Here is a 21,458-nt window from a genome sequence, read left to right as displayed (position 1 = left end):
TCCGCCGGCCCCATCACGCGCGCAGCGACCAGCCACGCTCCCGCAACGCCGCCGACAAACGCGCCGCCGCGGCCGGCTCCACCATCAGCTGGACCAGACCCGCCTGCTGCCCGGTCGAGTGCTCGATCCGCACGTCCTCGATGTTGACCCCCGCGGCCCCCGTGTCCGCGAAGAGCCGCGCGAGCTCCCCGGGCTGGTCGCCGATGAAGGCGGCGACGACGTCGTAGGACTTGGGGGCGGAGCCGTGCTTGCCGGGGACCTTGGACCGGCCGGCGTTGCCGCGGCGGAGGAGGTCCTCGATGCCGGCGGCGCCGTCGCGGCGCTTGGCGTCGTCCGCGGACTGCAGGGCCCGCAGGGACTCGACGGTCTCCGTCAGGTCGGCGGCGAGATCGGCGAGGACGTCGGCGACCGGGCCGGGGTTGGCGGAGAGGATGTCGATCCACATGCCGGGCTGCGAGCCCGCGACCCGGGTGACGTCGCGGATGCCCTGGCCGCACAGGCGCACCGCGCTGTCCTCGGCGTGCTGCAGGCGCGCCGCGACCATGCTGGAGACCAGCTGGGGGGTGTGCGAGACGAGGGCGACGGCGCGGTCGTGGGCGTCGGCGTCCATCACGACCGGGACGGCGCGGCAGAGCGCGACCAGCTCCAGGGCGAGGTTGAGCACCTCGGTCTCGGTGACCGGGGTCGGGGTGAGCACCCAGGGGCGGCCCTCGAAGAGGTCGGCGGTCGCGGCCAGGGGGCCGGAGCGCTCGCGGCCGGACATGGGGTGCGTGCCGATGTACGAGGTCAGGTCGCAGCCGAGCGCCTCCAGGTCGCGGCGCGGTCCGGCCTTGACGCTGGCGACGTCGAGGTAGCCGCGGGCGAGCCCGCGGCGCTGGGCGTCGGCGACGGTCGCGGCGACGTGGGCCGGCGGCACGGCGACGATCGCGAGGTCGACCCGGCCGGACGGGGGTTCGTCGGTGCCCGCGCCGAGCGCGGCGGCGGTGCGCACCACGGCGGGGTCGTGGTCCTCCAGGTGGACCTCGACGCCGCGCGCGGCGAGCGCGAGGGCGGCGGAGGTGCCGATGAGGCCGGTGCCGATGACGAGGGCGGTTCTCACTGGGCGATGTCCTTGCGGAGGGCGGCCGCGGCGCCGAGGTAGACGTGGGAGATCTCGCCCTTGGACAGGCCGGACTCGACGTGGGCGAGGATGCGCACGACCCGGGGCATGGCGCCGGCGATGTCGAGTTCCTGCGCGCAGATCAGCGGTACGTCGGTGATGCCGAGCTTGCGCGCGGCGACCGCCGGGAAGTCGCTGTGGAGGTCCGGGGTGGCGGTGAACCAGACGCTGATCAGGTCGTCCACCGCGATGCCGTTGCGCTCCAGGAGGGCGGTGAGCAGCTCGGCGACCTGCTCGTGCATGTGCTCCGCCTCGTCCCGCTCCAGCTGGACGGCTCCGCGGACCGCTCGTACCGCCACGTCATCGCTCCCTGTGTTGCTGCGCGCACGTACCTGGTCAGCGTAGTCGGGGCGGACGGGGCGCGGCGGACACGCCCGCCCTGCGAGACGCCAGGGGTGCTGCGGTACACCATGAAGCATGATCTTCCACCTTGTTCCGCTGGACGACTGGCTGCGCGACCCGGACCGTCCGTACGCGCCCTCGTCGCTCGCCGAGGACGGGTTCGTGCACTGCGCGCCCGACGAGGCGGTTGCGCTCGCCGTCGCCGACGCCTTCTACCGGGGCACCCCGGGCCCGCTGATGGTGCTGCTGATCGACGAGGAGGCCCTGGAGGCCCGTGTGCTGTGGGAGGACGCCGATCCGGTGCCGCCGCCGGGGGTCCCGCAGGAGACGCGCTTCCCGCACGTGTACGGGCGCATCAACCGCAGCGCGGTGGTCGGGATGCTGGAGGTGCAGCGGGACACGGACGGCCGCGCGGTGGCGCTGGCGGTGTGGTCGTGAGCGCCGCTTCGTCCTGACACGCCCCTGGACGCGGGGCGGGCCGTCCGCTTCGATGGTGCCCTGACCGCGCGGCCTCGGGGGAGGCGGACATGAAGCGTTCCGGACCGCTCTACACGCTCCTCGCGGGGCTGGCACTCGCGCTGATCATGCTGTCGCTCAACGCGACGACGGAACCGCCGCAGGCGGGGCCGAAGGGCGGCGGCCCGCCGGCCGCGAGCCGGACGCCGTCCGCCGCCCCGCCGTCGTCGGCCCCCGCGGCCTCCCCGTCCCGCAGCACCGCGGTCCCCCGTCCGGACGCGGACTACGCGGGCCGCACCGGCGACGACGCGGCGAGCGTCGCGATCGCGCTGCGCGACGGCAAGGCCGTCGCGTACGTCTGCGACGGGCGCACCAAGGAGGCCTGGCTGCGCGGCGACGTCCGGGACGACGGCGGCATGCGCCTGACCGGCGACCGCGGCGCCTCGCTGGAGGGCACGCTGGAGGGCGGCCGCGTCACCGGCGAGGTGCGGCTGACCGGCGTGGAGCAGCCCTTCACCGCGCAGCGCGCGGTGAAGCCGTCCGGTCTGTACCGGGCGACCGCCTCGGTGCGCGGCGCGCGGGTCGTCGGCGGCTGGATCGTGCTGCCGAACGGCAAGCAGGTGGGGATCGTCTCGCGCGACGGCGAACCGTCGGCGGCGCCCGCCATCGACCCCGCCACCGGCGCCGTGACCGTCGACGGCACGCAGCTCACCGCACGGCCGATCCCCTGACCGTCCGCCCGCAGGCAGGAGCAGGAGCGCCCCATGAACGTGGACCCGAACGCCGCCACCACGTCCTTCCCGGCCCCGTCACCGCGCCCCCGGCAGCGGGTCGCCGTGTTCCTCGTCCCCGCGGTCGCCGCCGCGGCGGTCGCGGTCGCCCTCGGCGCGTACGGCAAGGTGCACGACCCGGCCGGCACCGCCTTCAACCTGGCCGGTTTCTCCAGCACGGGCGCGGTCAAGTCCTGGCTCGCCACGGCCGCCTTCGCCTTCGCCCTGGTGCAGGCGGTCTCGGCGCTGGTGATGTACGGCAAGGTGCCGGGCGTCCGCGCCCCCTCCTGGACCGGCGGGCTGCACCGTTGGTCGGGCCGGATCGCGTTCCTGCTGGCCATCCCGGTGGCCGTGCACTGCCTGTACGCGTTGGGCTATCAGACGTACAGCAGCCGCGTGATGTGGCACTCGCTGCTCGGGTGCTTCTTTTTCGGGGCATTCACCGCAAAGATGCTGCTGCTGCGGGCCGAGCGACTGCCGGGCTGGCTGCTGCCGGTTGTCGGCGGGCTGGTCTTCACGGCGCTGACGGTGCTGTGGCTGACGTCCGCGTTGTGGTTCTTCAGAACGGTCGGGGTGACGACATGAAGCGACGCATGGTGCTGCTGTCCACGGCAGCGCTGGCGGGTTGCAGCAAGTACGGCGAAGAGAGCGCGCCGCCCGCGGCGGCGACCTCCGCGCCACCACCGGCCTCGGAGCCCGTCTCCGCGCCGAGCTCGGCACCGGCCTCCGCTTCCCCGTCCGGGGAGGGCGAGGTGCTGGTGAAGGCGGCCGACGTGCCCGTCGGCGGCGGCACGGTGATCACGGACAAGAAGGTCGTGGTGACCCAGCCCCAGGCCGGCGAGTTCAAGGCCTTCTCCGCCGTCTGCACCCACCAGGGCTGCATCGTGAACACCGTCGCCGACGGCACCATCAACTGCCCCTGCCACGGCAGCAAGTTCCGCATCGCCGACGCCTCGGTGGCCGCGGGACCGGCCAAGAAGCCGCTTCCCCCCGAGGAGATCACCGAAAAAGACGGCGAGATCTTCCTCGTGTAGCCCGTACGATCCCCGTCCATGCGCGACCACGACCTCGTACGCCGGCACACCGTCTACGCCTGTGTGATGGGCTCACGCGCCTTCGGCCTGGCCACGGACGGCAGCGACACCGACCGCCGCGGGGTGTACGTGGCGCCGACGCCGCTCTTCTGGCGCTTCGACAAGCCGCCCCGCCACGTGGACGGCCCGGAGCCCGAGCAGTTCTCCTGGGAGCTGGAGCGGTTCTGCGAGCTCGCGCTGCGCGCCAACCCCAACATCCTGGAGTGCCTCCACTCCCCGCTCGTCGAGCACGTGGACGACACCGGGAAGGAACTGCTCGCCCTGCGCGGCGCCTTCCTGTCCCGGCACGTCCACGAGTCCTTCGGCCGCTACGCCACCGGCCAGTTGCGGAAGCTGGAGGCGGACGTCCGCACGCACGGCGCGCCCCGCTGGAAGCACGCCATGCACCTGCTGCGCCTGCTGATCAGCTCCCGCGACCTGCTCCGCACCGGCGAACTGCGCATAGGGGTCGGCGACCACCGGGAGCGGCTGCTGGCGGTCAAGCGCGGCGAGGTCGGCTGGTCCGAGACGGAGTCCTGGATGCTCCGGCTGTACGGGGAGGCCGAGGCCGCCGCGCCGCGCAGTCCGCTCCCGGACGAGCCGGACCGGGCCCGCGTCGAGGACTTCCTCGTCCGGGTCCGGCGGGCGTCAGCCGCCGTCGCCGTCCCAGAGGGCGCCGAGGGCCAGTAGTTCGTCGCGGTGCTCGAGCCGCTCCACCCAGGCGTCCGGCCAGGCCGCCAGGCCGTGGTGCGCGCCGGCGAAGGCGCCCGTCAGGCAGGCGATGGAGTCGGAGTCCCCCGAGGAGCACGCCGCCCGGCGCACCGCGGTGACGGGTTCGTCCGGGAAGAGCAGGAAGCACAGCAGGCCGGTCGCGAACGCCTCCTCGGCGATCCAGCCTGCGCCGCCGGCCAGGCACGGGTCGGCCTCCCGGTCGGGCGCCGCGAGGGCCTCGTCGAGGCGGTCGAGCACCCCGAGGCACTCGTCCCAGCCGCGCCGGACGAAGGCCACCGGGCCGTGGTCGTGGGCACGCAGCCACAGGTCGCCGAGCCACCACTCGTGGTACGTGTCGCGCTGCTCCATCGCGTAGCCGCGCAGCAGGGCGGTCAGTTCCGCGGGGGCGGCGCCCTGCGCGAGCAGGTGGACGGCGTGCGCGGTGAGGTCGGAGGCCGCGAGCGCCGTGGGGTGGCCGTGGGTGAGCGCGGACTGCAACTGGGCCGCCCCCGCCCGTTCCTCGGGGCGCAGGCCGGGGACGAGGCCGACCGGAGCGACCCGCATGTTCGCGCCGCAGCCCTTGGAGCCGGTCTGGCTGGCCTCCTGCCAGGGCCGGTCCGGGTGGTCCAGCTTCTGGCAGGCGACCAGGCAGGTGCGGCCGGGGGCGCGGTTGTTGTCGGGCGAGTGGTACCAGTCGACGTACTCCTCGCGCACCGGGCGGGCGAGCCGGGACGGCGTGAGGGGACCGCGGTCCATCGCCGTGCGCAGCCCGCGGGCGAGGGCGAGCGTCATCTGCGTGTCGTCGGTGACGGAGGCCGGGCGGGGCAGCTCCATCTCCCGCCACGGACCGCACTTGGCGAGGATCGACGGGACGTCGTTGAACTCCGTGGGGAAACCGAGCGCGTCACCGATCGCCAGCCCCGCCATCGCCCCCGAGGCGGCCCGTCTCATACCGCGGCCACCCGGGTGCGGACGACCAGGTCGTGGAGGGCGTCGTAGGCCGCCGGCTCGCCGGGCAGCCGGGTGTCCCGCTGCGCGTCGTCCAGACCGGCGTGCAGGGCCTCGACGTCGGCGCGGACGCGGCGCGGGTCGAGGTCCATGGCCAGGCCGTGCTCGGCGACGGCCTTCTCGTGGATGAGTTCGCGGACGTACCCGGGGGCGGTGACGTGGTCCAGCAGCGTCGGCAGGTGCGCCTCGACGGTGCCGGTGCGCATCAGGTGGATTCCCGTCAGCAGCACCCGGAAGGTGTAGAGCAGCGGCTTGAGCTCGCCGGTCTTCTCGTACAGCTCCCACTGGGTACGGGCGAAGCCCCGGTAGTGGTGGGCGTGGTGGCTGGTGATGACCCCGGGTGCCAGGTCGACCAGTTGGGCGTGGACGCCGCTGGTGTGCACCACGAGCGGGGACAGCAGCTGCTCCAGGACGTAGCCGTTGCGCCGCAGCATGAGCCGGGCGAACTTCAGCAGGTCGTGGGTGACCAGGTCGAGTTCGAGGCCGTCCTGCTCCCACATGCGGGTCTGGGTCTCCTCGCCCTCCCGCAGCCCGATCAGGTCGGACAGCGGGAGGAGGTGGATGCCGCGCAGGTCCACGTCGGAGTCGCGGGACGGGAAGCCGTACAGGTGCGCACCGGAGACGGTGGCGAACAGCAACGGGTGTCCCTGCTGGGCGAGGGCCGGGGAGAGTTCGGGCAGCCCGGCCCCTCGCAGACGTTCGGCGTGGATGGTCATTGCGCCATCCTTCCCGGAACGGCGTCCTCCGGGAAAGTCCTTATCCGATGGGAAGCCGGTCAGGAAACCGGTCCGGCAGGGGGCGCGGACCGGCCCGTGACGGCGGGGACCGGACGGCTCAGAGGTCGACCTCGCGCATGAGCATGCCCACCTCGGTGTTGGTGAGCCGCCGCAGCCACCCGGACTTCTGGTCGCCGAGCGCGATCGGGCCGAAGCTGGTGCGGACCAGCTTGTCGACCGGGAAGCCCGCCTCGGCCAGCATGCGGCGGACGATGTGCTTGCGGCCCTCGTGCAGGGTCACCTCGACGAGGTAGTTCTTGCCGGTCTGCTGCACCACGCGGAAGCTGTCGGCGCGGGCCCAGCCGTCCTCCAGCTCGATGCCGCTCTTGAGCTGCTTGCCGATGTCGCGCGGCAGCACGCCGTTGATCGCGGCGAGGTACGTCTTCTGCACGCCGTAGCGGGGGTGGGTCAGACGGTGGGCCAGCTCGCCGTGGTTGGTGAGCAGGATGATGCCCTCGGTCTCGGTGTCCAGCCGCCCGACGTGGAACAGCCGGGTCTCGCGGTTGGTGACGTAGTCGCCGAGGCACTGGCGGCCCTCGGGGTCCTCCATCGTGGAGACGACGCCGGCCGGCTTGTTCAGGGCGAAGAACAGGTACGACTGCGTGGCGACGGTCAGCCCGTCGACGCGCACCTCGTCCTTGTCCGGGTCCACGCGCAGGCCCTGCTCGGTGACGATCTTGCCGTTCACCTCGACACGGCGCTGCTCGATCAGCTCCTCGCACGCGCGGCGCGAGCCCATGCCCGCCCGGGCCAGCACCTTCTGCAGGCGCTCGCCCTCCTGCTCGGCGCCGGGGAAGGTCTTCGGGAGGTTCAGCTTGGGCTTGCTGTGCCGCTCGCGGTTGCGCTCCTCGATCTGGGCGTCGAGTTCGCGCGGGCGCGCGGGCGTGGACTTGCGGGGCTTGCCCGAGGCACCGCCCGGCTTGCCGCCGGTGGCGCCCGGCCTGCCGCCGCTGCCGCGCTTGGCGGCTCCGCCCGCTCCACCGGGGCCGCCGGAGCTGCCGCCGACGTCGTAGCGCCGCTCCTCCGGACGGGGCCGGCCCGCGCGCTTCTGCTGGTCGTCGCGCTGCCCCCCGGTCCTGGACCGGGACGTGCCCCCATCGGCACCCCGGGGATTCCGGTTGCCGCCGCTGTTCCTGCCGCTGCCGCTACTGCTTCGCATCAAGTATCCGTCGTCGAGTCCGGGTCGAATGAGGGGACGCCCTCCAGGGAGTCCGCCTCGACGGCGGCCGCCTCCGGGAGGAACGGGGCGAGCTCGGGCAGCTCGTCCAGGCCGCGCAGGCCCATCCGCTCCAGGAAGTAGTTCGTCGTCCTGTACAGGATCGCACCTGTCTCGGCTTCCGTCCCACACTCCTCCACCAGACCCCGCTGCAGAAGGGTGCGCATCACGCCGTCGCAGTTGACCCCGCGCACCGCGGAGACCCGGGACCGGCTCACCGGCTGCCGGTACGCGACGACCGCCAGCGTCTCCAGCGCGGCCTGGGTCAGCCGGGCCTGCTGGCCGTCCAGGACGAACTTCTCGACGGCCGCGGCGTACGCGGGCCGGGTGTAGAAGCGCCAGCCGCCCGCGATCAGGCGCAGGTCGAAGCCGCGGCCCTGCGCGGCGTACTCCTCCGCGAGGTCGTGGAGCGCGATGGCGATCTCCCGGCGCGGGCGCTCCAGCACCTTCGACAGGGTCTCCTCGGTGACGGGCTCGTCGACGACCATCAGGACCGCCTCCAGGGCGGGCCTCAGCTCCAGCTCCGCCACGGACAGCAGCCCCGCGGGCTCGCCCTCCGCCGCCTCACCGGTCCCCTCGACCGCCTCGGTCACCCCGGTCACCTCCGTCACGTCAGCCATCCTTCCCGTCCTTCGCGGCGGCCGGCACCTGGTCGAATTCGTCGGTGACGAGCGGCTGGGCCGGTACCGCCTCGCCGCCCGTCCAGCGGACCAGGAGCGTACCCAGGGCCTCCTCCTGGTCGAGCGCGACCGCCTTCTCCCGGTACAGCTCCAGGAGGGCCAGGAAGCGCGCGACGACCGTGAGGGTGTCGGGGGCGTCGAAGGTGAGTTCCGTGAAGCTCGCCTCGCCGCGCTCGCGCAGCATCGCGATGACGTGCTCCGCCTGCTCGCGGACGCTCACCAGCGGCGCGTGGATGTGGTCCACGTACACCTGCGGCTTCGGCTTCGGCTGCATCGCCTTGACGGCGAGCTGCGCGAAGCGTTCCGGACCGATGCTCAGCACCACCTCGGGCAGCAGCTCGGCGTGCTGCGGCTCCAGTCCCACGGTGCGGGGGTGGTGCAGCGCCTCGGCCTCCAGCCGCTCGGCGAAGATCGCGGCGATCTGCTTGTAGGCGCGGTACTGGAGCAGCCGGGCGAAGAGCAGGTCCCGGGCCTCCAGCAGGGCGAGGTCCTCCTCGTCCTCCACCTCGGCGGCGGGCAGCAGGCGCGCGGCCTTCAGGTCCAGCAGCGTCGCCGCGACCACCAGGAACTCCGTGGTCTGGTCCAGGTCCCAGTCCGGTCCCATGGCGCGGATGTGCGCCATGAACTCGTCCGTCACCTTGGACAGGGCGACCTCGGTGACGTCGAGCTTGTGCTTGGAGATGAGCTGCAGCAGCAGGTCGAAGGGGCCCTCGAAGTTCGCCAGCCGGACGGTGAACCGGCCGTCGTTCGCGGCGGAGCCCTCCTCGGCGCTCCGCTCGTCGCCCGGCTCGCCGGCAGGCTGCGCCTGCCCCTCCGGCGCGGCCGGGGGTCCGTCGTCCCCCGCCTCCGGTGCGGGCGGTGGGTCCGCGACGGGCAGGTGCCCCCCGGGCTGCGGGACGGCCTCCGCCGCGGCTTCGACGGCGTCGGGTGACGGCGGCGCCGCGGGCGCGGTGTGGCCGAACTCACTGCCCCCCTCGCCCGCGCTCGCGTCGCCCGCGCCCTCGTCGGCCACGGCCGGGGGCGGCACGGGGTTCGCGCCGGGGCCGCGGCCGAGGAGGCGGCGGGAGCGCTGCGGGCTGGCGGTGTCGTCGGGGGGCATGGGGGTCCAGATGGTGCTGACGGGGCCGTACGGAGGACGGCACCGTATCGCGCGGAGCGCGTCAGCGGCCGCGCAGGCGGCGTACGAGGATGCTCGCGTCGCCGCGGGACTCGAGGTCGGCCAGGACCACCGCGACCGCTTCGCGGACGATGCGCCCGCGGTCCACGGCGAGCCCGTGCTCCCCGCGCAGGACGAGGCGGGCGTGCTCGAGGTCCATGAGCTCCTCGGCGGAGACGTAGACGGTGATCTTCTCGTCGTGGCGCTCGCGCCCGCTGGGCCGCCTGGGGGCCCGACCGGACTTGCGGCGCTGCGGGGGCTGCGGCGGCTGCGGGGCCGCCTGGGGGCCCGTGGAACCCGTTCCGGGGGCCTGCAGGCCGCGCCGGACGGGCGGACCGGACGGACCCGCCTGCTCGGGGACGGAGCGGGCCGCGGGGGCGGGCGCGGCGCCGGGGTCGGTGCCGGTGTCCCGTCCGCCGTGCTCGGCGGCTTCGGAGGGCGCCGCGGACTCGCTGACCGGCGCCTCCTCGGGCGCCGGCTCCTCGGCGGAGGCGGGCACGGGCCGCAGCGGGCGTTCGCCGGGCGCGCCGGAGTCCGTGCCGGGGCCGCCGCCGGTGCCCGCTGCGCCGGGAGTCTCGCCGTTGGCGTGCTGCCGCGGCGTCGCGGACTGGAGCCCCCGCCCCCCGGTGGTGCGGAACAGTTCGTCGGCCCCCGGGAGACTCACTCGGCGTGACACCGGGCGAGCACCTCCCTGGCGAGCTGGCGATAGGCGGCGGCACCTACCGAGTTGGAGGCGTAGGTGGTGATCGGCTCACCGGCGACCGTGGTCTCCGGGAAGCGGACGGTCCGTCCGATGACGGTGTGGTAGACGTGGTCGTCGAAGGCCTCGACGACCCGCGCCAGGACCTCGCGGCTGTGCACGGTGCGCGAGTCGTACATCGTGGCGAGGATGCCGTCCAGCTCCAGCTCGGGGTTGAGCCGTTCCCTGACCTTCTCGATGGTCTCGGTGAGCAGCGCGACACCGCGCAGCGCGAAGAACTCGCACTCCAGCGGGACGATCACCTGGTGGGCCGCGGTCAGGGCGTTGACGGTCAGCAGGCCGAGCGAGGGCTGACAGTCGATGATGACGTAGTCGTAGTCGGGCAGCAGCGGCTTCAACGCGCGCTGCAGCGAGGACTCGCGGGCCACCTCGCTGACCAACTGGACTTCCGCGGCCGACAGGTCGATGTTGCTGGGCAGCAGGTCCATGCCGGGCACCGCGGTCTTCAGCAGCACCTCGTCGGCCGAGAGCCCGCGCTCCATCAGCAAGTTGTAGACCGTGACGTCCAGTTCCATCGGGTTGACCCCGAGGCCGACGGAGAGCGCGCCCTGCGGGTCGAAGTCGACCAGGAGGACGCGGCGGCCGTATTCGGCCAGCGCGGCACCGAGGTTGATGGTGGACGTCGTCTTGCCGACGCCGCCCTTCTGGTTGCACATGGCGATGATCTTCGCCGGGCCGTGGTCCGTCAGTGGGCCGGGGATCGGGAAGTACGGCAACGGGCGGCCGGTGGGGCCCACGCGCTCACGGCGCTGGCGCGCCGCGTCGGGTGCGAGCGTGGCCGCGTACTCGGGGTCGGGTTCGTACTCCGCGTCGGGGTCGTAGAACTGACCGTCCTGCAGCTCTTCTTCGTAGTGCGCCATGGGGTTCGCGTAACGCGTCTCGTTGTCTGTCCCGGTCCTGCGCGCCTCGAACGTCCGGACGGCCACGGAGGCCACCGGTTCGAGCCGTGCGGAGCCGTCGGTCTGCACGGTCATTCCTGGCTGACCACCCCCGGGAGCAAATGTCGACTCATTCACAAGTCGTCTTACCTCCTTGGTGACCAGGAAACTTCTCAATAGGTCAGCGTTGCAGCATGCCGACGGTTGGCGACTCTATGGCGTGTCGGTGGTTCACAGCAACACAATCCACCGGACACGGCACGATGTGTCGGCAACCGAACGTCTCGCTGTCAAGGGTGTAACGACGACGCCGGGGATGTTTCACGGGGGGACGAATCGGCAAAACAGTATGGTTCCACGCGAACGGCCGGGCCTTGTGACTCAAGACCCGGCCGTGCGTACCGGATTGGCGACAAGTTGACGCCAACGCGAGAAAAATCGATCAGTCGACCAGCCGGCGTCAGCCGAGGACGGTGGCCAGGTCGACCGTGTCCAGGCCGTGGGCCTCGGCGACCGGGCCGTAGACGACCTGGCCCTCGTGGGTGTTGAGGCCCTTGGCGAGCGCGGCGTCCCGGCGCAGCGCCTCGCGCCAGCCGCGGTTGGCCAGCTCGACGATGTACGGCAGCGTCGCGTTGGTCAGCGCGTAGGTGGAGGTGTTCGGCACCGCGCCCGGCATGTTGGCGACGCAGTAGAAGACCGAGTCGTGCACCGCGAAGGTCGGTTCGGCGTGCGTGGTGGGACGGGAGTCCTCGAAGCAGCCGCCCTGGTCGATCGCGATGTCGACGAGCACCGAGCCCGGCTTCATCCGGGAGACCAGCTCGTTGGTGACGAGCTTGGGGGCCTTGGCGCCCGGGATCAGGACCGCGCCGATGACGAGGTCGGCGTCGAGGACGGCCTTCTCCAGCTCGAAGGCGTTGGAGACGATGGTCTGCACCTTGGTGCCGAAGATCTTGTCGGCCTCGCGCAGCTTGTTGATGTCCCGGTCGAGCAGGGTGACGTGGAAGCCCATGCCGACGGCGATCTGCGCGGCGTTCCAGCCGGAGACGCCGCCGCCGATCACGACCGCCTTGGCCGGGGCCACACCCGGGACGCCGCCGGGGAGCACCCCGCGCCCGCCAGCCGAGCGCATCAGGTGGTACGCGCCGACCTGCGGGGCGAGCCGGCCGGCCACCTCGGACATCGGGGCGAGCAGCGGCAGCTGCCGGTTGGCGAACTCGACGGTCTCGTAAGCGATCGCGGTGGTGCCGGACTCCAGCAGCGCGTCGGTGCACTCGCGGGACGCCGCCAGGTGCAGGTAGGTGAAGAGGGTCTGGTCCTTGCGGAGACGGTGGTACTCCTCCGCGATCGGCTCCTTGACCTTCAGCACCAGGTCGGCGGCGGCCCACACCTCGTCGGCGGTCGGGAGGATCGTCGCACCGGCGGAGACGTACTCCTCGTTCGGGATGGACGAGCCGACGCCGGCGTCCTGCTCGACGAAGACCTCGTGGCCGCCTCGGACGAGCTCGTGCACGCCGGCGGGGGTGATGGCCACGCGGAACTCGTTGTTCTTGACCTCGCGGGGGATGCCGACCTTCACGTCGATCACGGTCCTGTTCACGGGAGTGGAGGGTTTGTGCAGGTCTCCGGACATGTCGCCCCATAACGGAGTACGCCGGACCTGACCGCGATGTTCTGCGGTGTGACCAAGTGTAGTGAAGGAAGAGTCACTGTCCAGCCTTACAAAGTGACTACTTTCAGCGAAGGCATTGGCAGTTTCGTAGGTACAGCTCGCGAACGGCGCGATCTGAGGGCCCCCGGTGGGCCCTTGGGCCCGGAAACAGAGGCGCTCAGTCCTCCTCGGGCTGCGGAATCTCCTCGGCGGGCAGCAGCCGGCGCGCCGCGGCGCGCTGGAGCCGGGCGCCCGCCGGGTCCCCAAGCCGTTCCAGGGTGTCGGCCATGCGCAGCAGCACGGCGCCCTCCAGCCGTCGCTCCCCCGCCTGCCGGGCCCAGTACAGGGCGTCACGGCAGGTCCGCAGGGCGTCCTCGGGGTGGCCCGCGTACTCCTGGACCCGGGCCACCTCGCTGAGGGCACGGGCCTGCGCGGGCAGGTCCTTCAACCGCCGGTGGGCGGCCGCCGCGGCACGCCACTCGCGCAGCGCGTTGCCGTAGTGGGCGGCGTAGGTGAACAGGGCGCCGAGCCTGGAGTGCAGCCGCGCCTGGTGGACCACCTCGCCCCGGGCCTGCCGCAGGGCCAGCGCCCTGCCGTACCAGTCGGAGGCGCGCTGCGGGTCGTCCAGCTCCAGGTAGGTCCCGGCGATGGCCTCCAGCGCGCGGCCCTCGGCGTCACCGTCGTAGGCCTCCCGGGAGGCCACCAGCGCGGCCCGGTAGCGGTCGAGGGCGTCGAGCGGGCGGGCCGCCTCCACGTCCAGGTCGCCGATGTTCAGCAGGGCCGCCGCCTTCTCGCGGTGCAGTCCGCGCCGCTCGGCCACGTCCAGCACCAGGTGGTGGAGCCGGTAGCGCTCCGGCGCGGTCGCGCCGCCGTCGGGGTCCGCGGCGAGTGCCCGGACGAGCGCGGCCATGAGACGGCGGGCCAGGGTGTCCAGTTCGCCGTCCGCGACCGCCAGCCGTGCGGAGGCCAGCAGGACCGGCAGCCGCAGCCGCAGCCACCCGGCCGCGACCGGACGGCCGGCGAAGCGCAGCGACTTGGGCAGCCCGTCCGGTTCCGTCTCGCCCTCCAGGCACATCCGGCACGCGTGCAGCAGCCGTACCGTGCGCTCCAGCATCCGGGCGCGGGCGAGCTGCACCTCGGACGGCTTCTCCGTGCTCGCCAGCAGTGCCCGCAGCGGCGGGGTCAGCCAGCCCGGCACGCGGTACTGCGCCGGCAGGTCGCCGGCCGCCGGCTCGGGGTGCAGCAGCCCGCAGCCGGCCAGGTCCGCGAGCGTGGCCTGCGCCGCCTCGACCGAGCAGCCGCCCAGGGCGGAGGCGGTCTGCGCGTCGGTCAGGCCCGAGGGGGCGAGCGCGAGCAGACGCAGCATGCGGGCCACGGCTGGCGACAGCGCTCCGTAGACGAAGCGGAAGGCGCGCAGCAGCTCCGGCGCGGGAGTGGCACGCGGGGTGGGCGGCGGGGTGGCGTTCCCCTTCTCCTCCGCCTCCCCGGAACCGTCGGCGTCCCGCGCGCCGCCGGTCTTCCGCGAGGTCGGGTCGCCGGACGTGCCCGCCCGGCGCAGCACCCGCGCCTGCCCGTCCGCGGCCAGGCCGCGCAGCGCCTCCGGCAGCGGGTTGCTGCCCGTGCGGTACCCGACGTCGGCGCGCAGCGTGCCGTCGCCCCGGGTGGCCGTGCCGCCCTCGGAGGCCGCGGGGGCGGCCGGTCCCGCGGCGGCCGGCTCGGCGGCCTCGGCGTGCAGCCTGCGGGTGGCCTCGGCGACGGAGGTGCGGGGCTGGGCGGCGAGCCACGCGGCGACCAGGCGCAGCGCCGCGGGATGGCCGCCGCACTCCTGGGCGAGACCCTCCGCGGCCCGGGGGTCGTTGGTGATCCGCACCCGGCCCACGGCCTCGGCCAGCAGGTCGACGCACGCCACCGGGTCGAGCCCGCCCAGGGTGCACGGGCGTACGTCGTGGACACCGGGCAGCGGCCCCTCGGCCGTGGCGACCAGCAGGTTCCCCGAGCCCTTGGGCATCAGGTCCAGCAACTGGCGGGAGTCCACGACGTCGTCCAGGACGAGGACGGCCTTGCGCCCGTTCAGGGCGGTGCGCAGTGCGGCCTGCAGTTCCTCGCGCTCCGCGGCCGGTTCGACCTCGACGTCCATCGCGCGCAGCAGCGAGCGGGCGGACTGCTCGGGCGGCACCGGACGGCCGTCGTTCTCGCTGAGCCGTACGTAGAACTGGCCGCCGGGGTAGCGGTCGGCGACCTCGTGGGCGAGCCGCACGGCCAGCGCCGTCCGTCCCGAGCCCGGCCGGCCGGCCACGAGGAGCACGCGGCTGCCGTCGGGCGTCTGGCCGCGCAAGGCCGCCAGGCCCGGCCGGTCGATGTCGGCGCGCAGTTCCTCGAGCTCGCGGCGGCGGCCGACGAACCCCGGCAGGCCGGGGGGCAGCGTGCCGTGTGCCGGGGTCTGCGACGCCGGCCCCCACGGGCCGTCGTCAGAGGCCGCCGCCGATGCGTCGGCGTCCAGCACGTGATCCGCCACGGGCCCACTCCCGTTCTCCTACGAACGGCAAGAGCCTAGTTCACGGTATGGGTCCAACCCCCCTGCGCGACGCGGCGGATCCGGTCAATGATCACCCTCTCGGACGATCGGATGGTCAGACCGAACGGGTCACACGGAGAACGGTCGCGCGGGCCACTCGGCCTCGGCGGGACGCAGCGCCTCCAGGCCGTCCCCGGCCCGGGCGGCCTGCAGCGCGAGCACGCCCACCACGAGGCAGTTGTTGTGCAGTTCCCCCGCGAGGACGCCGCGGACCAGCTCGTCCACCGGGACCCGGGCGAACTCCATGTCGGCCTCTTCCTCCGACACCTCGAAGCGTTCGCCCTCCACCTCGGACAGGCCCCGCGCCAGGAAGATCCGCACGGCCTCGTCGCAGCCGCCGGGCGTGGTGTACACGTCCGTGAGCACCCGCCAGTCCTCGGCCTTGACGTGGGCCTCCTCGTACAGCTCGCGCTGGGCGGCGTGCAGCGGGTTCTCGCCGGGCACGTCGAGCAGTCCGGCGGGGATCTCCCACAGCTTCATCCGCACGGGGTGGCGGTACTGCTTGAGGACCAGCACCCGGTCCCGGTCGTCGAGGGCGAGCACGGCCACCGAGCCGGGGTGGACCTGGTAGTCGCGCCGGGCGACGCCGCCGTCGGGCATGACGACGTCATCGGTGCGGACGCTGGTCTTCTTCCCGGTGAAGGGGGTGGCGGTGGCGGTGACCCGCCACTCCTCGGGAGTGTCCTTCAGCATGGTGCCCTCCGTACGCGGTGCCGGGGCGGGCCGTACGCCGGCCCGCCCCCGCAACCGTACCGATCAACCCTTGAGGCGCTCGACGGCGGCCGCGACCAGACCCGCGAACAGGGGGTGCGGACGGGTCGGGCGGGACTTGAGTTCGGGGTGCGCCTGGGTGGCCACCAGGTACGGGTGCACGTCGCGGGGGTACTCGACGTACTCGACCAGCGTGTTGTCCGGGGAGGTGCCGGAGAACACCAGGCCGGCCTTCTTCTCCAGCTCACCGCGGTAGGCGTTGTTCACCTCGTAGCGGTGGCGGTGCCGCTCCTCGACGTAGGGCTCGCCGCCGTAGACCTCGCGGACGATGGAACCCTCCGCGAGCTTCGCCGGGTACAGGCCCAGCCGCATGGTGCCGCCGAGGTCGCCCTGGCCGGCGACGATGTCGAGCTGCTCGGCCATGGTGGAGATCACCGGGTGGCCGGTCGCGGCGTCGAACTCGGTGGAGTTGGCGTCCGGGATGCCGGCCAGGCTGCGGGCCGCCTCGATGACCACGCACTGCAGGCCCAGGCACAGACCCAGCAGCGGGATGCGGTTCTCGCGGGCGAAGGTGATCGCCGAGACCTTGCCCTCCACACCGCGGTCGCCGAAGCCGCCGGGCACGCAGATCGCGTCCACGTCGCCGAGCTGACGGGCCGCGCCGGCCGCGGTCTTGCAGTCGTCCGAGGTCACCCACTTGATGTTGACCTTGGCGTTGTTGGCGAAGCCGCCGGCGCGCAGCGCCTCGGTCACCGACAGGTAGGCGTCCGGCAGGTCGATGTACTTGCCGACGAGGGCGACCTTCACCTCGTGCTCGGGCTGGTGGACCCGCCCCAGCAGGTCGTCCCACTGCGTCCAGTCGACGTCGCGGAACGGCAGGTTCAGCTTGCGGACCACGTACGCGTCCAGGCCCTCGGTGTGCAGCACCTTGGGGATGTCGTAGATCGACGGGGCGTCGATCGCCGCGACCACGGCCTCCTCGTCGACGTCGCACATCAGCGAGATCTTGCGCTTGATGGAGGTCGGCACGTCGCGGTCGGCGCGCAGCACGATCGCGTCGGGCTGGATGCCGATGCTGCGCAGCGCGGCCACGGAGTGCTGGGTCGGCTTGGTCTTCAGCTCGCCGGAGGGACCGATGTACGGGAGCAGTGAGATGTGCATCACGAAGACGTTGTCCCGGCCGACCTCGTGCCGGACCTGCCGCACGGACTCCAGGAAGGGCAGCGACTCGATGTCGCCGACGGTGCCGCCCACCTCCGTGATCACCACGTCCACGTCCTCGGTCGCCATGCGCCGGATGCGGGACTTGATCTCGTTGGTGATGTGCGGGATGACCTGCACGGTGTCGCCCAGGTACTCGCCGCGCCGCTCCTTGGCGATCACCGAGGAGTAGACCTGGCCGGTGGTGACGTTGGCCGAGCCGGCGAGGTTCACGTCCAGGAAGCGCTCGTAGTGGCCGATGTCCAGGTCGGTCTCGGCGCCGTCGTCCGTGACGAACACCTCACCGTGCTGGAACGGGTTCATCGTGCCCGGGTCCACGTTGAGGTACGGGTCGAGCTTCTGCATGGTGACGCGCAGACCCCGGGCCTTGAGCAGTGCGCCGAGGCTGGAGGCGGTCAGGCCCTTGCCGAGCGAGGAGGCGACACCCCCCGTGACGAAGAGGTGCTTGGTCGTCGTGGATTTGGGCGGCAGTGCCAACAGGGGGCTCCCGTGGTCGCGAGGTGGTGGTCGGGACGGCACCATGGTGATGAAGAGGGGTGTCGTCGCGGCGGTTCAGTGGTTCAGGCCACCGGCCCACGGGCTACCAGGGTATCAGTGACGCGCACCAGACGGTGCGGGCGGCTCTCTGACGAAAAACGCGGTCACCGGGAGTTTGGTACGACAAAATGCACCCGACCGGCCCAGCGGGGGCGGTCGTCGCTTCCGCACAGCCCGCGTTGTCGTCGTATCCTGCTCGGACACATCGATTCGATGCGAGTGAACCGGCACGGCACTACCCCGCCCGCTCCCGGGAAAGAGCTCGTCGACAGATCCACAGACCGCAATCACCGCCCCAGTCCCAAGGGGCGCCGCCGTCGTTCGACTGGGAGACCTACGTGGCCGGGCGTATCGAGGATTACGCACTCATCGGCGATATGCAGACCGCCGCCCTGGTGTGCCGGGACGGCACGGTCGACTGGCTGTGCCTGCCCCGCTTCGACTCCCCCGCGATCTTCGCGGGCCTGCTCGGCACCGAGGAGCACGGCTACTGGCGGCTCGGCCCCGCCCACGCGAACGGCACCCCGTCCCCGGCCGCCACCCGGCGCCGCTACCGGGGCGACTCCCTGGTGCTGGAGTCCGAGTGGGACACCCCCCGCGGCACGGTCCGTGTGATCGACTTCATGCCGCCGCGTGACGGCGCCCCCCAGCTGATCCGGATCGTCGAGGGCGTCAGCGGCCGGGTGCCGATGCGGTCCGCGCTGCGCATGCGCTTCAGCTACGGCTGGGTCGTGCCGTGGGTGCACAAGGTGGGCGAGCGCACCGTCGCCGTCGCCGGCCCGGACTCCGTCTGGCACGACACCGACGTCGAGACGTACGGCAAGGACCTCACCACCTACGCGGACTTCACGGTCTCGCCCGGCGACCGCATCGCCTTCACCATCAGCTGGCAGCCCTCGCACAAGGAGCCGCCCCCGCTCGCCGAGCCCGAGGCCGCGCTGGAGGCCACCGAGGACTTCTGGCGCGAGTGGGTCGCCCAGTGCACCTACCACGGCCCCTACCGGGACGCCGTGGTCCGCTCGCTGATCACCCTCAAGGCGCTGACGTACGGGCCGACCGGCGGCATCGTCGCCGCCCCCACCACCTCCCTGCCCGAGGACATCGGCGGCGTCCGCAACTGGGACTACCGCTTCACCTGGCTGCGCGACGCGGCGATCACGCTGTCCTCCCTGCTGCGCACCGGCTACCGCGACGAGGCCCGCGCCTGGCGCGAGTGGCTGCTGCGCGCGGTCGCCGGCGACCCCGAGAACCTGCAGATCATGTACGGCATCGCCGGTGAGCGCGAGCTCGGCGAGACCGAGCTGGACTGGCTGCCCGGCTACGAGGGCTCGATCCCGGTCCGGGTCGGCAACGGCGCCGCCCACCAACTCCAGCTCGACGTCTACGGCGAGGTCACCGAGGCCCTGCACCTGGCGCACATGACCGGCCTGGCCCGCAACGACTACGCCTCGCTCCTGCAGATCCGGCTCATCCAGTACCTGGAGGACCACTGGGACGAGCCGGACGAGGGCATCTGGGAGGTCCGCGGCCCGCGCCGCCACTTCGTCCACTCCAAGGTCATGGCCTGGGTCGCCGTCGACCGCACCGTCAAGCTCATCGAGTCCGGCGAGGTCGACGGCCCGCTGGAGCGCTGGCGCGACCTGCGCGACGAGATCCACCGCGACGTGTGCGAGAAGGGCTACGACAAGGAACGCAACACCTTCACGCAGTCCTACGGCTCGCGCGAGCTGGACGCCTCGCTGCTGCTCATCCCGCAGGTCGGCTTCCTGCCGCCGGACGACAAGCGCGTCATCGGCACCATCGAGGCGATCCAGCGGGAACTGTCCACCGAGGACGGTTTCGTGCTGCGCTACCCGACCGACGCCCCGCCCGGCGGCGAGAACCTGGACGGCCTCCCCGGCGACGAGGGCGCCTTCCTCGCGTGCTCCTTCTGGCTCGCCGACGACCTCGCCATGATCGGCCGGGTCGACGAGGCCCGCAGGCTCTTCGAGAAGCTGCTCGCGCTCCGCAACGACCTCGGCCTGCTGGCCGAGGAGTGGGACCCGCGGCTGCAGCGGCAGGTCGGCAACTTCCCGCAGGCCTTCAGCCACGTGCCGCTGATCGACACGGCGCTGCGGCTCACCGCGAGCGGCGCGTACGGCGGCTGACCGCACCGCCACCACCCGCGAAGCAACCCTCAGGACGATGTCAACTCGTCGTAGATGCTGAGCACTTGGGCGACCGTGTCATCCTCGGTCGGCCAAGTGCCGGCCTGTACGGGACCGGCCGCGGCGAGCCCCGCACGCCGCGCCGGGTCCCCCAGCAGACGCGTGACGGTGTCCGCGAACGTCTTCGGATTGCCGTAGGGCACCAACACCGCTGCCTCGCCGACGAGTTCGGGCGTACCGCCGACGGAGGTCGCCACCAGCGGCACCCCCGCGTGCAGCGCCTCCTGCGCGAGGAGCGACCGCGCCTCCCAGCGCGACGGCAGCACCACCACGTCGGCGGCGGCGAGGAGTTCGGGCACGTCGTCACGGCGGCCGAGCAGCCGCACCGGCAGCTCCTCGGTGTCGATCCGCTCCTGGAGCTCCGTACGCAGCGAGCCCTCACCCGCGACGACCAGCAACGGCGCCGGGTCGAGCCCCGCCCAGCCGTGGGCCGCGTCCAGCAGCAGGTGATACCCCTTGCGCGGCTCCAGACGGCCCACCGCGAGCAGCAACGGACGCTCCCCCACGGCGAATTCGTCCCGGGTCTTGTGCCGGCGCCGCTCCGCCTCCGCCACCGCCTCCGGGGACGGCGCGACCCGCGGCGGCGCCGGCACCCCGATCGGCCCGAGCCGGGCGTCCCGTGCCCCGGCCGTACGGGCCCGGTCCACCAGGTCCGACGAGGCGCCCAGCACGACCGCCGCCGCCCGCGCCACCCGGCGCTCCAGCAACCGCAGCACCCGCCCCCGCGCACCCTCCGCCAGCACCGCGCCGTGCCAGGTCACCACCAGCGGCGTACGGCGCCCGCTCAGCGCCATCGTGGCGAGCAGCCCGGCCCGCAGCCCGTGCGCATGCACCACGTCCGCCCCGGCACAGGCCGCCCGCAACGCCGTCACCACGGCCGCGTCGGCCCTCGGTTGTGCGCGCCGCGTGATCTCGACCGGCGCGAATCGCGCTCCCGCCGCCCCGAACCCGTACCGCTCCTCGGCCTCGGCCGGGCCGCAGACCGTCACCTGCACGCCGCGCGCCACCAACCCGCCCGCCACGGAGGCGACATGGGCCCGCGCCGTCTCGCCCAGCACGTGGACGGCGTGCAGCTGCCCGTGCAAGGGGCTCGGTGAACTGCTCACGCGGGGTAGGGCTCCTGACTCGGCATCGTGCGGAGGGCGGCGGGGTCTGCTCCCTCAAGGATGCCAGGCCGATAGGCCATCCAGGGAGCGATGCCCCACCCCCACCCGGCCACACGTACGCGGGACCACCCTTACGAGTGCCCCACGCTCCCCCATCACGCCGACCCCGCACCCGCAAGCGGGGGTACTTCACCGATGTCGACGGCGTGTGGGCCGCGCAGAACATCTGCGACCTGATCGCGGGTGTTCCGGCTGCCGCGGCGGCCGGCACCGAGGTGTTCGGCGGGCGGATGGAGACGGAGGGCACACGGCGCGTGCTCGGCGCGCGCCGGCACGGGCCGAACCCGCCGCCGGGAGCGTGCCCCCCGGTCCCGGCGGCTGCGGGGGAGGCGGTCGTCGATGCCGCCGGAGGCACCGCCGTGCGCTGGCGGATGCCACGCCCGGCGGCATCGACGACCGCCTCCCCCG

At 73.1% G+C, this 21,458-nt stretch carries 20 protein-coding genes and 1 pseudogene; 7 read left to right on the top strand and 14 right to left on the bottom strand.

What is annotated here, in order from left to right:
- Nucleotides 1-13: 13 nt before the first annotated feature.
- Both PV350_RS18290 and aroH read right to left on the bottom strand, forming a co-directional pair.
- On the bottom strand, nt 14-1,099 hold the full coding sequence (locus PV350_RS18290; RefSeq protein WP_499511070.1) for a prephenate dehydrogenase: 1,086 nt from the start codon (nt 1,097-1,099) through the stop codon (nt 14-16).
- Complete coding sequence (aroH, locus tag PV350_RS18285) at nt 1,096-1,458, bottom strand: chorismate mutase (RefSeq protein ID WP_499511071.1); 363 nt, start codon at nt 1,456-1,458, stop codon at nt 1,096-1,098. Before aroH ends, PV350_RS18290 begins: the two co-directional genes overlap by 4 nt.
- Nucleotides 1,459-1,576: 118 nt before the next feature.
- Here aroH and PV350_RS18280 point away from each other — a divergent pair, with 118 nt between their 5' ends.
- From PV350_RS18280 to PV350_RS18260, 5 genes are all read left to right on the top strand, one after another.
- The gene (locus PV350_RS18280) at nt 1,577-1,939 is read left to right on the top strand and encodes a DUF952 domain-containing protein (protein ID WP_499511072.1); all 363 of its coding nucleotides are present in this window, start codon (nt 1,577-1,579) and stop codon (nt 1,937-1,939) included.
- 89 nt (nt 1,940-2,028) lie between these two features.
- The gene (locus tag PV350_RS18275; RefSeq protein WP_499511073.1) at nt 2,029-2,688 is read left to right on the top strand and encodes a hypothetical protein; all 660 of its coding nucleotides are present in this window, start codon (nt 2,029-2,031) and stop codon (nt 2,686-2,688) included.
- A gap of 33 nt (nt 2,689-2,721) precedes the next feature.
- Nucleotides 2,722-3,312: a DUF6529 family protein gene (locus PV350_RS18270; RefSeq protein WP_500334864.1), complete on the top strand. Its 591-nt coding sequence runs from the start codon at nt 2,722-2,724 to the stop codon at nt 3,310-3,312.
- Nucleotides 3,309-3,761, top strand: a complete 453-nt coding sequence (locus tag PV350_RS18265) for a Rieske (2Fe-2S) protein (RefSeq protein ID WP_499511075.1) — start codon at nt 3,309-3,311, stop codon at nt 3,759-3,761. Before PV350_RS18270 ends, PV350_RS18265 begins: the two co-directional genes overlap by 4 nt.
- 18 nt (nt 3,762-3,779) lie before the next feature.
- On the top strand, nt 3,780-4,490 hold the full coding sequence (locus tag PV350_RS18260) for a nucleotidyltransferase domain-containing protein (protein ID WP_499511076.1): 711 nt from the start codon (nt 3,780-3,782) through the stop codon (nt 4,488-4,490).
- Here PV350_RS18260 and PV350_RS18255 read toward each other — a convergent pair.
- The 11 genes from PV350_RS18255 to pyrG form a co-directional block, all read right to left on the bottom strand.
- Nucleotides 4,449-5,462 carry an ADP-ribosylglycohydrolase family protein gene (locus PV350_RS18255; RefSeq protein WP_500334861.1) on the bottom strand — a complete coding sequence of 338 codons (1,014 nt, stop codon included), beginning with the start codon at nt 5,460-5,462 and terminating at the stop codon, nt 4,449-4,451. The two genes, PV350_RS18260 and PV350_RS18255, sit on opposite strands and share 42 nt — an antisense overlap.
- A complete protein-coding gene (locus PV350_RS18250; RefSeq protein ID WP_499511078.1) occupies nt 5,459-6,235 on the bottom strand; it encodes a nucleotidyltransferase domain-containing protein in 777 nt (258 codons plus the stop codon). The genes PV350_RS18255 and PV350_RS18250 overlap by 4 nt, the downstream gene beginning before the upstream one ends.
- A 118-nt stretch (nt 6,236-6,353) precedes the next feature.
- Nucleotides 6,354-7,454: a pseudouridine synthase gene (locus tag PV350_RS18245; RefSeq protein WP_500334859.1), complete on the bottom strand. Its 1,101-nt coding sequence runs from the start codon at nt 7,452-7,454 to the stop codon at nt 6,354-6,356.
- Nucleotides 7,454-8,131: an SMC-Scp complex subunit ScpB gene (scpB, locus tag PV350_RS18240; protein ID WP_499511080.1), complete on the bottom strand. Its 678-nt coding sequence runs from the start codon at nt 8,129-8,131 to the stop codon at nt 7,454-7,456. The genes PV350_RS18245 and scpB overlap by 1 nt, the downstream gene beginning before the upstream one ends.
- Nucleotides 8,124-9,290 carry a segregation and condensation protein A gene (locus tag PV350_RS18235; protein WP_500334857.1) on the bottom strand — a complete coding sequence of 389 codons (1,167 nt, stop codon included), beginning with the start codon at nt 9,288-9,290 and terminating at the stop codon, nt 8,124-8,126. The genes scpB and PV350_RS18235 overlap by 8 nt, the downstream gene beginning before the upstream one ends.
- A 61-nt stretch (nt 9,291-9,351) precedes the next feature.
- A complete protein-coding gene (locus PV350_RS18230; RefSeq protein WP_500334855.1) occupies nt 9,352-10,023 on the bottom strand; it encodes a hypothetical protein in 672 nt (223 codons plus the stop codon).
- Nucleotides 10,008-11,081 (bottom strand): ParA family protein, encoded by a 1,074-nt coding sequence (locus PV350_RS18225; protein WP_499511083.1) that lies wholly within the window; start codon nt 11,079-11,081, stop codon nt 10,008-10,010. Before PV350_RS18225 ends, PV350_RS18230 begins: the two co-directional genes overlap by 16 nt.
- A 364-nt stretch (nt 11,082-11,445) precedes the next feature.
- Nucleotides 11,446-12,561, bottom strand: a complete 1,116-nt coding sequence (gene ald / locus PV350_RS18220) for an alanine dehydrogenase (RefSeq protein WP_500334877.1) — start codon at nt 12,559-12,561, stop codon at nt 11,446-11,448.
- 250 nt (nt 12,562-12,811) lie between these two features.
- Nucleotides 12,812-15,148 (bottom strand): tetratricopeptide repeat protein, encoded by a 2,337-nt coding sequence (locus PV350_RS18215; RefSeq protein WP_500334853.1) that lies wholly within the window; start codon nt 15,146-15,148, stop codon nt 12,812-12,814.
- Nucleotides 15,149-15,277: 129 nt separating this feature from the next.
- The gene (locus tag PV350_RS18210; RefSeq protein WP_499511085.1) at nt 15,278-15,901 is read right to left on the bottom strand and encodes an NUDIX domain-containing protein; all 624 of its coding nucleotides are present in this window, start codon (nt 15,899-15,901) and stop codon (nt 15,278-15,280) included.
- A gap of 63 nt (nt 15,902-15,964) precedes the next feature.
- On the bottom strand, nt 15,965-17,611 hold the full coding sequence (pyrG, locus tag PV350_RS18205) for a CTP synthase (RefSeq protein WP_499516785.1): 1,647 nt from the start codon (nt 17,609-17,611) through the stop codon (nt 15,965-15,967).
- 404 nt (nt 17,612-18,015) lie between these two features.
- Here pyrG and PV350_RS18200 point away from each other — a divergent pair, with 404 nt between their 5' ends.
- Nucleotides 18,016-19,824: a glycoside hydrolase family 15 protein gene (locus tag PV350_RS18200; protein WP_499511086.1), complete on the top strand. Its 1,809-nt coding sequence runs from the start codon at nt 18,016-18,018 to the stop codon at nt 19,822-19,824.
- 29 nt (nt 19,825-19,853) lie between these two features.
- Here PV350_RS18200 and PV350_RS18195 read toward each other — a convergent pair whose 3' ends face one another.
- A complete protein-coding gene (locus PV350_RS18195) occupies nt 19,854-20,990 on the bottom strand; it encodes a glycosyltransferase family 4 protein (RefSeq protein WP_499511087.1) in 1,137 nt (378 codons plus the stop codon).
- A gap of 137 nt (nt 20,991-21,127) precedes the next feature.
- Between PV350_RS18195 and PV350_RS18190 the strand changes: the two are divergent.
- A pseudogene (locus PV350_RS18190) lies at nt 21,128-21,458 on the top strand (hypothetical protein); the annotation flags it as partial.

This window comes from Streptomyces sp. PA03-6a, from assembly GCF_033792765.1.
GTDB lineage: Bacteria > Actinomycetota > Actinomycetes > Streptomycetales > Streptomycetaceae > Actinacidiphila.
This window is presented reverse-complemented; position numbering and strand designations above follow the sequence as displayed.

Coding starts and splice junctions, on each gene's coding strand:
- PV350_RS18260 (WP_499511076.1), top strand. CDS start 3,780: ATGCGCGACCACGACCTCGTACGCCGGCACACCGTCTACGCCTGTGTG.
- PV350_RS18250 (WP_499511078.1), bottom strand. CDS start 6,235: ATGACCATCCACGCCGAACGTCTGCGAGGGGCCGGGCTGCCCGAACTC.
- PV350_RS18265 (WP_499511075.1), top strand. CDS start 3,309: ATGAAGCGACGCATGGTGCTGCTGTCCACGGCAGCGCTGGCGGGTTGC.
- PV350_RS18225 (WP_499511083.1), bottom strand. CDS start 11,081: ATGACCGTGCAGACCGACGGCTCCGCACGGCTCGAACCGGTGGCCTCC.
- PV350_RS18275 (WP_499511073.1), top strand. CDS start 2,029: ATGAAGCGTTCCGGACCGCTCTACACGCTCCTCGCGGGGCTGGCACTC.
- PV350_RS18280 (WP_499511072.1), top strand. CDS start 1,577: ATGATCTTCCACCTTGTTCCGCTGGACGACTGGCTGCGCGACCCGGAC.
- PV350_RS18255 (WP_500334861.1), bottom strand. CDS start 5,462: ATGAGACGGGCCGCCTCGGGGGCGATGGCGGGGCTGGCGATCGGTGAC.
- PV350_RS18270 (WP_500334864.1), top strand. CDS start 2,722: ATGAACGTGGACCCGAACGCCGCCACCACGTCCTTCCCGGCCCCGTCA.
- scpB (WP_499511080.1), bottom strand. CDS start 8,131: ATGGCTGACGTGACGGAGGTGACCGGGGTGACCGAGGCGGTCGAGGGG.
- PV350_RS18210 (WP_499511085.1), bottom strand. CDS start 15,901: ATGCTGAAGGACACTCCCGAGGAGTGGCGGGTCACCGCCACCGCCACC.
- PV350_RS18235 (WP_500334857.1), bottom strand. CDS start 9,290: ATGCCCCCCGACGACACCGCCAGCCCGCAGCGCTCCCGCCGCCTCCTC.
- PV350_RS18245 (WP_500334859.1), bottom strand. CDS start 7,454: ATGCGAAGCAGTAGCGGCAGCGGCAGGAACAGCGGCGGCAACCGGAAT.